General features: G+C 75.3%; 9 protein-coding genes and 1 pseudogene. 4 read left to right on the top strand and 6 right to left on the bottom strand.

The genetic code is table 11. The features are described from left to right. Together manB and ABT160_RS44905 are read right to left on the bottom strand one after the other, a co-directional pair. Positions 1-320: pseudogene (gene manB / locus ABT160_RS44910) on the bottom strand (phosphomannomutase/phosphoglucomutase); the annotation flags it as partial. Between the two features lie 84 nt (positions 321-404). Next, positions 405-827, bottom strand: a complete 423-nt coding sequence (locus ABT160_RS44905) for a DUF3499 domain-containing protein (RefSeq protein WP_351655638.1) — start codon at positions 825-827, stop codon at positions 405-407. Between the two features lie 274 nt (positions 828-1,101). On the opposite strand from ABT160_RS44905, the gene ABT160_RS44900 reads away from it, so the two are divergent. Further along, the gene (locus ABT160_RS44900) at positions 1,102-1,530 is read left to right on the top strand and encodes a metallopeptidase family protein (protein ID WP_351655635.1); all 429 of its coding nucleotides are present in this window, start codon (positions 1,102-1,104) and stop codon (positions 1,528-1,530) included. A gap of 33 nt (positions 1,531-1,563) precedes the next feature. Here ABT160_RS44900 and ABT160_RS44895 read toward each other — a convergent pair whose 3' ends face one another. The 3 genes from ABT160_RS44895 to ABT160_RS44885 form a co-directional block, all read right to left on the bottom strand. Then, positions 1,564-3,099 carry a DUF5719 family protein gene (locus ABT160_RS44895; protein ID WP_351655634.1) on the bottom strand — a complete coding sequence of 512 codons (1,536 nt, stop codon included), beginning with the start codon at positions 3,097-3,099 and terminating at the stop codon, positions 1,564-1,566. After that, on the bottom strand, positions 3,096-6,824 hold the full coding sequence (locus tag ABT160_RS44890) for a glycosyltransferase (RefSeq protein ID WP_351655631.1): 3,729 nt from the start codon (positions 6,822-6,824) through the stop codon (positions 3,096-3,098). The genes ABT160_RS44895 and ABT160_RS44890 overlap by 4 nt, the downstream gene beginning before the upstream one ends. A gap of 167 nt (positions 6,825-6,991) precedes the next feature. Then, a complete protein-coding gene (locus tag ABT160_RS44885) occupies positions 6,992-7,255 on the bottom strand; it encodes a WhiB family transcriptional regulator (protein WP_023588371.1) in 264 nt (87 codons plus the stop codon). A gap of 698 nt (positions 7,256-7,953) precedes the next feature. Here ABT160_RS44885 and ABT160_RS44880 point away from each other — a divergent pair. The 3 genes from ABT160_RS44880 to ABT160_RS44870 are packed head-to-tail and all read left to right on the top strand — an operon-like array spanning position 7,954 to position 10,733. Further along, the gene (locus tag ABT160_RS44880; protein WP_351655628.1) at positions 7,954-8,454 is read left to right on the top strand and encodes a cysteine dioxygenase; all 501 of its coding nucleotides are present in this window, start codon (positions 7,954-7,956) and stop codon (positions 8,452-8,454) included. Between the two features lie 12 nt (positions 8,455-8,466). Beyond that, positions 8,467-9,420, top strand: coding sequence for a 2-phospho-L-lactate transferase (gene cofD, locus ABT160_RS44875; protein ID WP_351655625.1), 954 nt, complete (start codon positions 8,467-8,469; stop codon positions 9,418-9,420). Then, a complete protein-coding gene (locus ABT160_RS44870; RefSeq protein ID WP_351655622.1) occupies positions 9,417-10,733 on the top strand; it encodes a coenzyme F420-0:L-glutamate ligase in 1,317 nt (438 codons plus the stop codon). Before cofD ends, ABT160_RS44870 begins: the two co-directional genes overlap by 4 nt. Positions 10,734-10,841: 108 nt before the next feature. On the opposite strand, the gene ABT160_RS44865 is transcribed toward ABT160_RS44870, so the two are convergent. Next, the gene (locus tag ABT160_RS44865) at positions 10,842-11,852 is read right to left on the bottom strand and encodes a DNA-3-methyladenine glycosylase family protein (RefSeq protein ID WP_351655620.1); all 1,011 of its coding nucleotides are present in this window, start codon (positions 11,850-11,852) and stop codon (positions 10,842-10,844) included. Between the last annotated feature and the right edge of the window lie 132 nt (positions 11,853-11,984).

Genomic DNA, 11,984 nt, shown 5'->3' with positions numbered 1-11,984 from the left:
CCGTTGTACTGGGCCGGGTTGTGCGACGCGGTGAACATCGCCCCCGCCAGACCCAGCGAGCCCGAGGCGAAGTAGAGCTGGTCCGTCGAGCACAGACCGATCAGCGTGACGTCCGCACCCTGGCCCGCCGCGCCCCGCGCGAAAGCCCCGGAGAGGCCCGGCGACGAAGGGCGCATGTCATGGCCCACGACGATCGCGTCGGCCCCGGTCACCCGCACGAACGCGGCACCGAACAGCTCCGCCAGATCCTCGTCCCACTGATCCGGCACCACCCCGCGCACGTCATACGCCTTCACGAGCTGCGACAGATCAGCGGCCACGGCCATCCCCTTCAACGGTCTCTACGGTCTGGATCCCCGCCACATGCTAGGCGAGGACACACGTCCCGGAGATGGGCCGACGGGCTACTGGTCGGGTGAGCGGAGCACCCGCAGGTGGCCGCGGCGGCCGACCTCGACGGGGTCGGCGCCCCTGCCCTTGCCGCCGGCCTCGGCGGCGCGCTCGCGGGGCTGGGCCGCCTCGCGCACGGCGTTGGCGAGGGCCTCGAGGTCGTCGCCGGTGGGGTGGGCGGGGGCGGAGCCGTCGGTCAGCCGCACCACCTCCCAGCCGCGCGGGGCGGTGAGGCGCTCGCCGTGCTCGGCGCACAGGTCGTAGCAGTGGGGCTCGGCGTAGGTGGCGAGCGGGCCGAGGACCGCGGTCGAGTCGGCGTAGACGTACGTCAGCGTCGCGACGGCAGGGCGGCCGCACGCGGTGCGCGAACAGCGACGTACAGGGCTCACGACGTTGGACGGTACCGCACTCTTGAGCGGGCCGCGACGACTCTCCACCAGGTCACTCCACCGTGTCGTGCTGTGACGTCTCCCACAGGGGGCTTCCGGGCAACTGGCCTGACCTGCGCGGGAGGAGGAGCGCCGCGGAGGTGACGCGCGGTGATCAGGTCGCCACTTGGTACGGATCAAGTCGATTGTCGCGTACGGAATGATCAAGCAACCATCCACAATCGAGCCGAACCTTGGCTTGAACGGTCGAGGACGGACACGGGGCGGTCTCCGTGTTCAGCCGCGATCGCGGGGGGCCGCGGAGGGCTACGCTGCGTCAGTGATGGACAGTCCCGTACCGCCCCGCCCGGCCGAGCCCGGCCCCCGCAGGCGCGACCGACACGGCCGCGGCATGCGCGGGCCCGTCGCGCCTCCGCAGGTCCCGCTGTCGCTGAGCCGCGCGGAGACCTTCCGCGACCTGGTGCAGGACTCGGTGGAGCGGCTGGAGAGGCGCTGGCCGCAGCTGGCCGACGTGGAGTTCATGGTCCAGGACGTGCCCGGGCCGCAGGAGGACTCGGTGCCGCTGGGCGACTCGCTGCCGGCCGCCAAGGACCGGCCCGCGCGGATCACCGTCTACCGGCGGCCCGTCGAGATCCGCACCAAGAGCCGCGACGAGCGGGCCCTGCTGGTGCACGAGGTGGTCGTCGAGCAGGTCGCCGAACTCCTCGGCCTGTCCCCCGAGTCGGTCGACCCGCGGTACGGACAGGATTGAACTCCCGCCCGTACCGGCCCGCTCCGTCAGGAGTCAGTCCTCCAGGACCGACAGGTCCTGCACCGCGCGCGGCACCGCGACCGTCCCCCGGTCGTCGGGGAGCGTCTGCACGGTGAACATCGGGATGCCGTCCGCGGGCAGCGCCAGGGTGCGCGCCGCGTGCACCGGGCCGCCGGAGACGGTCTCCACGGTGAGCGCGTACGAGCCCTTGAGCCCGGCCGGGACCGGCGGGGTGACCGCGAGCGTCGTACCGGCCTTGACCGAGTACGTCTTGCTGGTGGCCGTGCCGCCCTGGCTGCCCGCCGACGCGGTGACCTTCACCTCGGCGTTCGCGGTCGGCGCGGTCAGCGACAGCGTGGAGCCGGTGGCCCGGTTGTCGGCGGCGGTCGCCCGCGCGCCCACCGGACCGGTCGCCGGGATGTAGCCGACCTCCTGCTTGTCGCCCTTGCCGCGCACCACCCGCAGCGCCGCCACCACCGGCGCGGAGCCGGAGTCGGTGGGCCGCAGGTACAGCGAGCCGGCCTCGCCCTTGGTCAGGTCGCCGAGGTCGACGGCGGCCGTCATGCCCGCCTTCACGTGCAGGGTCTCGTTGCCCGCCGGGGTCAGCGTGCCGCCCTTGCCCGCGAGTTGGACCTTCAGGTCGGCGTCCTCGTCGCCGGGCGCGAACGCCACCAGGCGCACGGAGGTGGCGTCGGCCGGGATGCCGGGCAGCACCAGGGTGCCCGCCGGGTCGGCGGACGCAGGCAGCCAGTCGCCGCCCGCCTTGTCGTCGGCGACCCGCACCACGGCGCCGACCCGGCCGCTGCGGGTGGTGACGTGCACCGTGACGTCGGGGGCGGGCGCGGCGGCGGTCAGCGTGGACAGCAGTACGGGGACGCTGGAGTGCGGGGGCACCGGAATGCCCTCGGTCAGCTGGGACTTGAGGTCGCCCCCCGGTCCGTACAGCTCGACGTCGACGACGGCGGCCGTGTCGTCGGGGTTGGTCAGGTGGACGTAGTCCTGGCGGTCCTTGGCGGTGGAGGCCCCGGGGAACCAGAAGTCGGTGTCGGGCGGGGTGCAGGAGACGCCGAGGAGCCCGCGGCCGCTGCCCGCGGCGACCTCGGTGGTCTGCTGGACGGCCCAGCCGGGGGCCAGGGCACCGGTGGCGGAGCCGGTCAGCGCGGGGGCGGCGCCGCCGGAGGCCTTGGCGGTCACCGGCTTGCCGGGCTGGGTGAGCGGGACGACCGGCTTGTCGGCGGCGGGCGCGGGCTTCTTCGGGTCCTTCTTGCCGGGCTTCTTGTCGTCCGGCTTCACGGGGGTGGCGCCCGCGGCGGGCCTCAGCTCGGCGGCGGCCTTGTCGCCGCCCGCCTTGGCCTCGCCCGGGGGCGTGTAGGCGGTGTAAGCGGTCTCGGCGACCTCGGAGTCGCTGGGCGCGGGGCACAGCAGCGTGGTGCGCTCGACGGGCAGCCGGGGCGCCGCGTCGGTGCGGGCGGCCGGGGCCGCGTCGTCCGGCGCGGACACGGCGGCGAAGCCGGTGACGGCGCCGAGGGCGACGACGGCCGCGATCAGGGAGAGGGTGCTGCGGTTCACTGGTTGCTGCTCCCGTCGGGGCGCTGCTCGCCGCCGTTGCCGTGGTTGCGGTGGTCGTAGCCGTCCTGGTGGCCCTCCTGGTAGCCGCCCTCCGGGTAGGGCTGCTGCTGGCCGGTGCCGTCGGCGTACGGCTGCTGCTGACCGGAGCCGTCGACGTACGGCTGCTGACCGGTGCCGTCGCCGTAGGGCTGCTGCTGGCCGTAGCCGTACGGGTCGTAGGCGGCCTGCTGCTGGTACGGGTCCGCCTGGTAGGGGTCGGCCTGGTACGGGACCTGCGCGTACGGGTCGTAGCCCTGCTGCTGGTAGGGGTCGTACTGGCCCTGCTGGTAGGTCTGTTCCCCGTTGTTTCCGTAGCCGTACGGGTCGTACTGGGCGTAGCCCTGCTCCCCGTACGCCTGCGGCTGCTCCTGGGCGGCGGCGTCCGCGTACGCGAACTCCTCCTGCTGCTCGGGCTGTTCGGCCTGCTGCTCGGGGGCGGCCTCCGCCTCGGCGGCGGCCCGCAGCCGGCGCGCCCTGCGGCCCTCGCCCTCCACCGCCTGCGCGGGGATGGCGACTTCCTCCTCCGGCAGGTCGTCGTCGACGGTGCGGCGGCGCCCGGGCAGGGCGAGCACCAGCAGGACGACGGCGAGGAAGCCCTGGGCCCACAGCCAGGCGCTGTGGGTGAAGGGGGCCTCGTGCACCAGGTCGAGGCGGCCGCCCTCGGCGGGCAGTTCGAAGCCCTGGGCCCAGCCGTCCACGGTGGTGCGCTTCAGCTCCTCGCCGTCGAGCGTGGCCTTCCAGCCCTCGTCGGCGCGGTCGGCGACGCGCAGCACCCGGCCCGCGTCGCCGGAGGGGATCGTGGTGTGCGCCTCGACCGGGCCCGCGGCGACCGCGACCGGCTCCTTCCCGCCGCCGGGGGCGACGATCATGGCGCGGGCGACCTGGCGGTCCACCCGCCACAGGGCGCTGCCGTCGAGCTGGCTGAGCCGGCTGAGGCCCGGGGTGGCGTCGAGCACCCGGCCGGTCTGGCGCGGCGCGTCGTCGCGGACCAGGACGTAGCGGATGGCGAAGCCGCTGAGCTGGTCGGTCTGGTCGGCGCCTGAGCCGGCGACCAGGTGGGCGACGACCTTGTCCAGGCGGGGGTCGGAGCCGCCCGCGGCGGTCAGCTCGGCGTCGCCGAGGCGGCCGCCGGAGCCGCGGACCAGGGTGTAGGAGACCTGCGCGGGCGAGCTGCCGCCGAGCACCAGGGTGCGCGGCTGGTCGCGGGTGCCGCTCTCCTCGGCGACGAACGCGGGCACCTGGACGGGGTCGCGGCGCTCCAGCGGTCCGGCCGCGCCGCCGATCATCCAGCCGACGGCGGAGACGACCGGGCCGACGGCGGCGGCCAGCGCGATGAGCGCGGCCACCGGCTGGCGCCAGCCGAAGCTCTGGGCGGCGACGCGGGTGCGGCCGCCCTCGGCGCCGAGCACGGCCGCGGTGAGCAGGGCGACGCCGTAGACGAGGGTGGCCGGGCCGGCCCAGCCCGAGTCGTTGGTGAGCACCGCGAAGACCAGGCCCACCAGGGCGCCGGCCCAGGCGGTGCGGATCGCGAACTGCCGCTCGCCGCGCAGCAGGGCGCCCAGCGCCGCCAGCACGATGCCGGCCAGCAGCAGGCCGCCCGCGGCGCGCGGGCCGCCGGGGCTGATGCCGAGCAGGTCCAGCGGGGTGGCCGCGCCGCTGCCGAGGTCCGCGCCCGCTTCCCGGAAGAGCCGCGAGGGGCTGGTGAGGAGGGACAGGGACCAGGGGGCGAGGACGAGCAGCGGGGTGCCGAGCTGGGCCAGCAGCCGCGTCCCGTACGCCGTGAGCTCGTCGCGGCGCAGCACCAGCGCGGCAAGGCCGAGGACCACCGCGAGCGGCCACACGACGGGCGTGAAGGCCATGGTGACGGTGAGCAGGAAGGTGTACGCCCAGGTGGCGCGCCAGCTGCCGCGGGCGTCGCCGCGCAGTCCGTACGCCGCGACGCCGGAGCGCACGATGAGCGGGAGCAGCACGGCGAGGACGGCGGTGCCGAGCCGGCCGGTGGCGAGGGCGCCGGTGGCGGCGGGCAGGAGGGCGTAGGCGATGGCGGCCCAGGCGCGCAGCAGCCGGGACTCGACGAGCGGGCGGGCGGCGAAGTAGGCGGTGAAGCCGGCCAGCGGGACCGAGCAGACGAGCAGCACGGTCAGGGCGAAGCCGGTGGAGCCGAGGAAGAGGGCCGACAGGGCGGCGATCACGGCGAGGTAGGGCGGTGCGGTCTGGGTGCCGCCGGTGCCGAGCGCGTGCCAGGAGTCGGCGTACCGCCCCCAGAGCTCCGAGACGGTGTCGGGGGCGGGCAGCAGGGCCCCGCCGGCCAGCGCGCCGCCGCCGAACAGGCCGCGGCAGGCGACCAGGGAGACCAGGAGCAGCAGGGCGAAGAGGACCGGGCCCGGCTTGCGGGCGATCTTCTTCAGCCGGGCGAACTGCTCGATCTCCAGGAAGTCGGCGTCGTCGCCGCCGGGTCCCGACTCGACGGCGCCGTGCCGGGAGCCGGTGTCGGCCTCGGAGCGGGAGAAGCCGGAGACGGCCTGTTCCAGGGTGGCCCTGACGGTGGCGCCGGGCGGCGGGAACAGCGGGCGCAGCTCGCCGGGTTCGACGGCGGAGCGGCCGCGCGCGCGGCGGGCGGCGAGGACGCGGCCGGGCCGCAGCAGGGTGGTGAACAGGCCGGTGACCTCGTCGACGGCCTGTCCCGGCGCCTTGCCGACGAGGTAGCCGAGGGTGCGCAGCAGGGTGCCGACGACGAGGCGGAGCAGGATGTAGGGGAGGGCGGCGCCGCGCGCGTTGGCGAGCAGGGTGTAGACGGCGCCGGCCTTGTCGACGCGGTGCGCGCCGGCCACCGAGCGGCCCGCGCAGTCGATGCTGCGGCGCTCGCGGGCGGCGGCCTCGGCGTGCCGCAAGACGGCGTCGGGGGCGACCAGGACGCGGTGTCCGGCGGCGTGGGCGCGCCAGCACAGGTCGACGTCGTCGCGCATCAGGGGCAGTCCGCGGTCGAAGCCGCCGAGCTGCTCGTAGACGTCGCGGCGCACGAGCATGCCGGCGGTGGAGACGGAGAGGACGGTGCGGACCTGGTCGTGCTGGCCCTGGTCCTGTTCGCGGCGGTCCAGGCCGGTCCAGCGGCGGCCGCTGTGGGCGATGGAGACGCCCACCTCGAGGAGCTGCTTGCGGTCGTACCAGCCGCGCAGCTTGGGGCCGATGACGGCGGCGTGCGGGTCGGAGTCGGCGACGCGCAGGAGTTCGGCGAGGGCGTCGGGCTCGGGGGCGCAGTCGTCGTGCAGCAGCCACAGCCACTGGACGGGTTCGCCGTGCGGGAGCTCGGGCAGGTCGTAGGCGTCGTCGCGCCAGGTGCGGCTGACCGGGTCCCAGCCGCTGGGCCGCTTCAGGTAGGGCAGTTCCTCGGGGCCCAGGACGCCGGCGGTGCGCACGGCCTCGTCGACGGCGGTGCCGAAGCCGGTGCGGCGGGCCAGGTGCAGGACGCGCTCGTCGCCGAGGGCGTCGGCGAGCAGCCGGGCCGAGTCGTCGGCGCTGCCGGTGTCGGCGGCCACGGCGTTCTGCACGGGGCGGTCCTGGCCGAGCACTCCGGCGAGCGCGTCGGGCAGCCAGCGCGCGCCGTCGTGGGAGACGAGCACGGCGGTGACGACGTGTCGCGGATACTCGGGCGTGGTGGGAGTAAACGCTGTCGTGTGGGCTGACATCGAGGAGCGGGCCCTCCGGCCGGGGTCGCCCCGAGGGGCGTTGGAGCGTCGCGGACGGGGCCCCACACTAGTGGCTGGCACGACGACGGTCCGTCGCCCGTGGACAGCGCACGGGCGACGGACCGTTCGTTAACTGCGTGTGTGTGCCGTTTGGTCGGGCGGCACGGTCAGACGGCGGCCTTCTTCAGGCGGCGGCGTTCACGTTCGGACAGACCGCCCCAGATGCCGAAGCGCTCGTCGTTGGCGAGCGCGTACTCGAGGCATTCGGAACGGACCTCGCACGCGAGGCAGACCTTCTTGGCCTCGCGGGTCGAGCCGCCCTTCTCGGGGAAGAAGGACTCGGGGTCGGTCTGGGCGCACAGCGCGCGCTCCTGCCAGCCGAGTTCCTCGTCCGCGTCCTCGACCAGCAGTTCCTGGAACAACTCGGTCATGTGCGCCCCTCGTCCGTCTTTGCGTCCCCGTGATGTTGCCGTGACCGTTATCGGCCGAACGACACGAGTGAAATTACAAGTGTGTGGATCCGGGCCAGTCAAGCCGAGATCTGCTATTGGGTCCGGTATTCACTCTGCGGAACCAAGGCTATGCGGAAAGTGTTCAAATCGCCAAAAACGCGACACTTCCCCCCTGCCTGCGCACGCCCCTCCGGTCCGGGGCGCGCCACGAGGGCTCTCCCCACAGGAGACGACCAGAGTGTTGATCTTGTTGCGGATCCCGCCCCGGAAGCGATCTGGATCACAGTCCGATCACGAGGACGCAACGGCGTTTGCGAGCACGGTTGCTGCGCCATGTCTCCGTACCCGCGATTGCACAAACCTTTCTCCCTTTTCTGTAACTGGATGAGGTGAAAGATTTGGGCCAAACCGGGCATTGGGTTGACAGCCGGTCGTTCCGCCGGTCACCTTGGGAGGCATGTCAGCGACCACAGCGCGCACCGCGACCCACGTCCGTGGGTTCCGCAGCGCTGTCCAGGCGCGCTGTTGCTGTTCCAGCTGTTGACGCGCACTCCGCCGCGCTCTTCGTGAGGATCCCGAAGACCGCGCCGCCCGCGCTCTAGCGTCTCCCCCGGGGCCACGCGCCCCTTCGCGACACCCCCGCACTGCTCTGCTCACTGCCGAGGACCACCGCACCCATGAACAGCGACAGCGACCTCCAGATCGCCGGAGACCTCCTCGAGGTCCAGCACCTGCTCCAGCCGCCGCGCGAGCACCCCGAGACCGTGGCCGACTTCGTCGGCCTGGCCCGCTCCATCGCCGCCGACCGCGGCCAGTGGGCCCACCTGGTGCGCTACGACGCCGCCTCCCGCTGGTACCACCGCCTGCGCACCGGCCCCGGCTACGAGGTGTGGCTGCTCTCCTGGGTGCCCGGCCAGGGCAGCGGACTGCACGACCACGGCTCCTCCTCCGGCGTACTGACCGTCCTGGAGGGCGAGCTGACGGAGCGTACGCGCACGGCGGACCGCACCCTCGCCGCCGGGGCCCAGCGCGCCTTCGCCCCCGGGTACGCGCACGAGGTGGTCAACGACTCGCTGGAGCCCGCCGTCAGCCTGCACGTCTACTTCCCGGGCCTGACCCGGATGCCCATGCACACCGCCCAGTGCTCCCCGGCCGCCGAGGACGTCGTACCCGCCTGAGAAACTGCGCGCATGCGCATTGTGGTTCTGGCCGGCGGCATCGGTGGTGCCCGTTTCCTTCGCGGCCTCAAGGAGGCCGCGCCCGACGCGGACATCACGGTCATCGGCAACACCGGTGACGACATCCATCTGTTCGGGCTGAAGGTCTGCCCCGACCTCGACACGGTGATGTACACCCTCGGCGGTGGCATCAACGAGGAGCAGGGCTGGGGACGCACCGACGAGTCCTTCACGGTGAAGGAGGAGCTCGCGGCCTACGGCGTGGGCCCCGAGTGGTTCGGCCTGGGGGACCGCGACTTCGCCACCCACATCGTCCGCACCCAGATGCTCGGCGCGGGCTACCCGCTCAGCGCCGTGACCGAGGCGCTGTGCGCCCGCTGGGAGCCGGGGGTGCGGCTGCTGCCCATGACCGACGACCGCGTGGAGACCCACGTGGCCGTGGAGGTCGACGGCGAGCAGCGGGCCGTGCACTTCCAGGAGTACTGGGTGAAGCTGCGGGCCTCCGTGGACGCGACCGCCGTGGTCCCGGTCGGCGCGGAGCGGTCGAAGCCGGCGCCCGGCGTCCTGGAGGCGATCGCCGCCGCGGACCTGATCCTCTTCCCGCCGTCCAACCCGGTCGTCAGCGTCGGCACCATCCTGGCCGTGCCCGGGATCCGCGAGGCCGTCGCCTCGGCGGGCGTGCCGGTCGTCGGCCTCTCCCCCATCGTCGGGGACGCGCCCGTGCGCGGGATGGCCGACAAGGTGCTGGCCGCCGTCGGCGTGGAGTCCAGCGCGGCGGCCGTCGCCGAGCACTACGGCTCCGGGCTGCTGGACGGCTGGCTGGTGGACACCGTGGACGCCGGAGCGGTGGAGCGGGTCGAGGCGGCGGGCATCCGCTGCCGCGCGGTGCCGCTGATGATGACCGACCTGGACGCCACCGCGGAGATGGCGCGGGCCGCCCTGGCGCTGGCCGAGGAGGTGCGGTGAGCGCCGCGCCCGGCTTCCGGGTGCACGCGGTGCCGGGCCTGCCCGAGGTGAGGCCCGGCGACGACCTGGCCAAGCTGATCGCGGCGGCGGCGCCGGACCTGGCCGACGGCGACGTGCTGCTGGTCACCTCGAAGATCGTCAGCAAGGCGGAGGGCCGGGTCGTCACGGCCGACGACCGCGAGGCCGCCATCGACGCCGAGACGGTACGGGTGGTGGCCCGGCGCGGCACCCTGCGCATCGTGGAGAACCGGCAGGGCCTGGTGATGGCCGCCGCCGGGGTCGACGCCTCCAACACCGCGCCCGGCACCGTGCTGCTGCTGCCCGAGGACCCCGACGCGTCCGCCCGGGCGCTGCGGGCCGGGCTGCGCGAGGCGCTCGGCGTGGACGTGGGCGTGGTGGTCACCGACACCTTCGGCCGGCCCTGGCGCAGCGGCCTGACCGACGTGGCCATCGGCGCGGCCGGGGTGCGGGTCCTGGACGACCTGCGCGGCGGCACCGACGCGCACGGCAACCCGCTGAGCGCCACGGTGGTGGCCGTCGCCGACGAACTGGCCGCCGCGGGCGACCTGGTCAAGGGCAAGTCCGCCGGGCTGCCGGTCGCGGTGGTGCGGGGCCTGGCCCACCTGGTGGGCGACGGGCCCGGTGGCGGCCCCGACGAGGGCGCCCGGGCGCTGGTGCGGGGCGCGGCCGACGACATGTTCCGGCTGGGGACCTCCGAGGCGGTGCGGGAGGCGGTGACGCTGCGGCGCACCGTGCGGGAGTTCACGGACGAGCCGGTCGACGGCGGGGCCGTGCGCCGCGCGGTGGCGGCCGCGGTGACGGCTCCCGCGCCGCACCACACGACGCCGTGGCGGTTCGTGCTCCTGGAGAGCGAGGGTGCGCGGACCCGGCTGCTCGACGCCATGCGGGACGCCTGGGTCGCGGACCTGCGGGCCGACGGCAAGAGCGAGGAGTCCGTCGCGCGGCGGGTGCGGCGCGGCGAGGTGCTGCGCCGGGCGCCGTACCTGGTGGTGCCGTGCCTGGTGGCGGACGGCGCGCACCACTACGGGGACGCCCGACGGGACGCGGCCGAGCGGGAGATGTTCGTGGTCGCGGCGGGCGCGGGCGTGCAGAACTTCCTGGTGGCGCTGGCCGGGGAGCGGCTGGGGTCGGCGTGGGTGTCCTCGACGATGTTCTGCCGCGACGTGGTGCGCGAGGTGCTCGGGCTGCCCGCGGACTGGGACCCGATGGGCGCGGTGGCGGTCGGGCACGCGGCGGCGCCGCCGAAGGAGCGGCCGGTACGGGACGCGGCGGCGTTCACCGAGGTGCGCTGAGGTCCCGGGGCGCGAGGCCCCGGCTCACGCGGGTCCGGGGTCGCGAGGTCCCGGTCGTACGCTCCCGGTCACGCGGCCCGGAGCCACCCGGGGCCGCGCGGCCCCGGGTCACAGCGCCGCGATGTCGCCCCGTGGCATGCGCGGGGCGCGGCGCGGCGGGGTGCGGCCGCTGAGCAGCACCAGGCGGGCGGCCCGGTGGCGCTGGCCCGCGTAGGGGGCGAGCAGCTCCAGCATCGCCGCGTCGTCGGCGTTCCGGTCACCGGCGAGCGCGTGGCCGATGACGCCGGGCAGGTGGAGGTCGCCGACGGTGACCTCGTCGGGGGCGCCGTTGCTGCGCTGGACGGTCTCGGCGGAGGTCCAGGGGCCGATGCCGGGGACGAGTTCGAGCCGCCGCCGGGCCTCCCCGGGGGCCATCGCGGCGGCCTCCTCCAGGCGCCCGGCCACCCGCACGGCGCGCAGGATCGTCGAGGCCCGCTTGTCGTCCACGCCCGCGCGGTGCCACTCCCAGGACGGGATCAGCGACCAGGCGCGCGGCCCGGGCATGACGTGCAGGGGGACCGGGGCGGGGCCGGGGGCGGGCTCGCCGTACGTGCGCACCAGCAGGCGCCAGGCGCGGTAGGCCTCGTCGGTGGTGACCTTCTGCTCCAGCACGGAGGGGATCAGCGACTCCAGGACCAGGCCGGTGCGCAGCAGCCGCAGGCCCGGGCGCCGGTGGGCACTGACCGCGACGAGGCGGTGGCGCGGCACCAGGGCCTCGGGCTCGTCGCGGGCGCCCAGCAGGTCGGGCAGGCCCTCCAGCAGCCAGTCGGCGCCGGGCCCCCAGGCCTCGGCGGACACGCCGCCGTCCGCGCCCCGGGCCACCCGGAGCGTGCCGGGCCCGTGCGGGGTGCGGCTGGCGCGCCAGAAGGAGCCGTCGCGCAGGGCCCGGAAGGTCGGGTCGGCGGGGCCGCGGCGCAGCGGGGAGAGGACGAGGGCCAGGTCGAGCGGGTGCGGGGGCCGGTGGTCACGGCGCGTGCCGGGTCCGGCGGCGGCCGGGGCGGTCGCCCGGGGCGCGGGCAGCGGCGCGTCGCCACCGCGCACCGTGGTGCGGGTGGGACGGGGCTGAAATCGACCGGCCATCCCTTGAGGGTAGGGCCCGCGGGAGGGGTGGGGGGGCGGGGTCCGGCCCGGCGCCCGCCGCCGGGCAGGGTCGGGCGGCTTAGGATGGGGGGGGGGTGGGGGCGCGGGGGGCCGCCGCGGCGGGGCGCCGCG

Source organism: Streptomyces sp. NPDC001941, assembly GCF_040296945.1.
Classification (GTDB): domain Bacteria; phylum Actinomycetota; class Actinomycetes; order Streptomycetales; family Streptomycetaceae; genus Streptomyces.
The sequence above is the reverse complement of the archived record's forward strand: the minus strand, read 5'-3'. Positions and strand labels throughout refer to the sequence as shown.

Excerpts from the sequence above, each read along its gene's own strand:
- ABT160_RS44900 (WP_351655635.1), top strand. The coding sequence starts at position 1,102 with ATGGACAGTCCCGTACCGCCCCGCCCGGCCGAGCCCGGCCCCCGCAGG.
- ABT160_RS44890 (WP_351655631.1), bottom strand. The coding sequence starts at position 6,824 with ATGTCAGCCCACACGACAGCGTTTACTCCCACCACGCCCGAGTATCCG.
- ABT160_RS44885 (WP_023588371.1), bottom strand. The coding sequence starts at position 7,255 with ATGACCGAGTTGTTCCAGGAACTGCTGGTCGAGGACGCGGACGAGGAA.
- ABT160_RS44880 (WP_351655628.1), top strand. The coding sequence starts at position 7,954 with ATGAACAGCGACAGCGACCTCCAGATCGCCGGAGACCTCCTCGAGGTC.
- cofD (WP_351655625.1), top strand. The coding sequence starts at position 8,467 with ATGCGCATTGTGGTTCTGGCCGGCGGCATCGGTGGTGCCCGTTTCCTT.
- ABT160_RS44865 (WP_351655620.1), bottom strand. The coding sequence starts at position 11,852 with ATGGCCGGTCGATTTCAGCCCCGTCCCACCCGCACCACGGTGCGCGGT.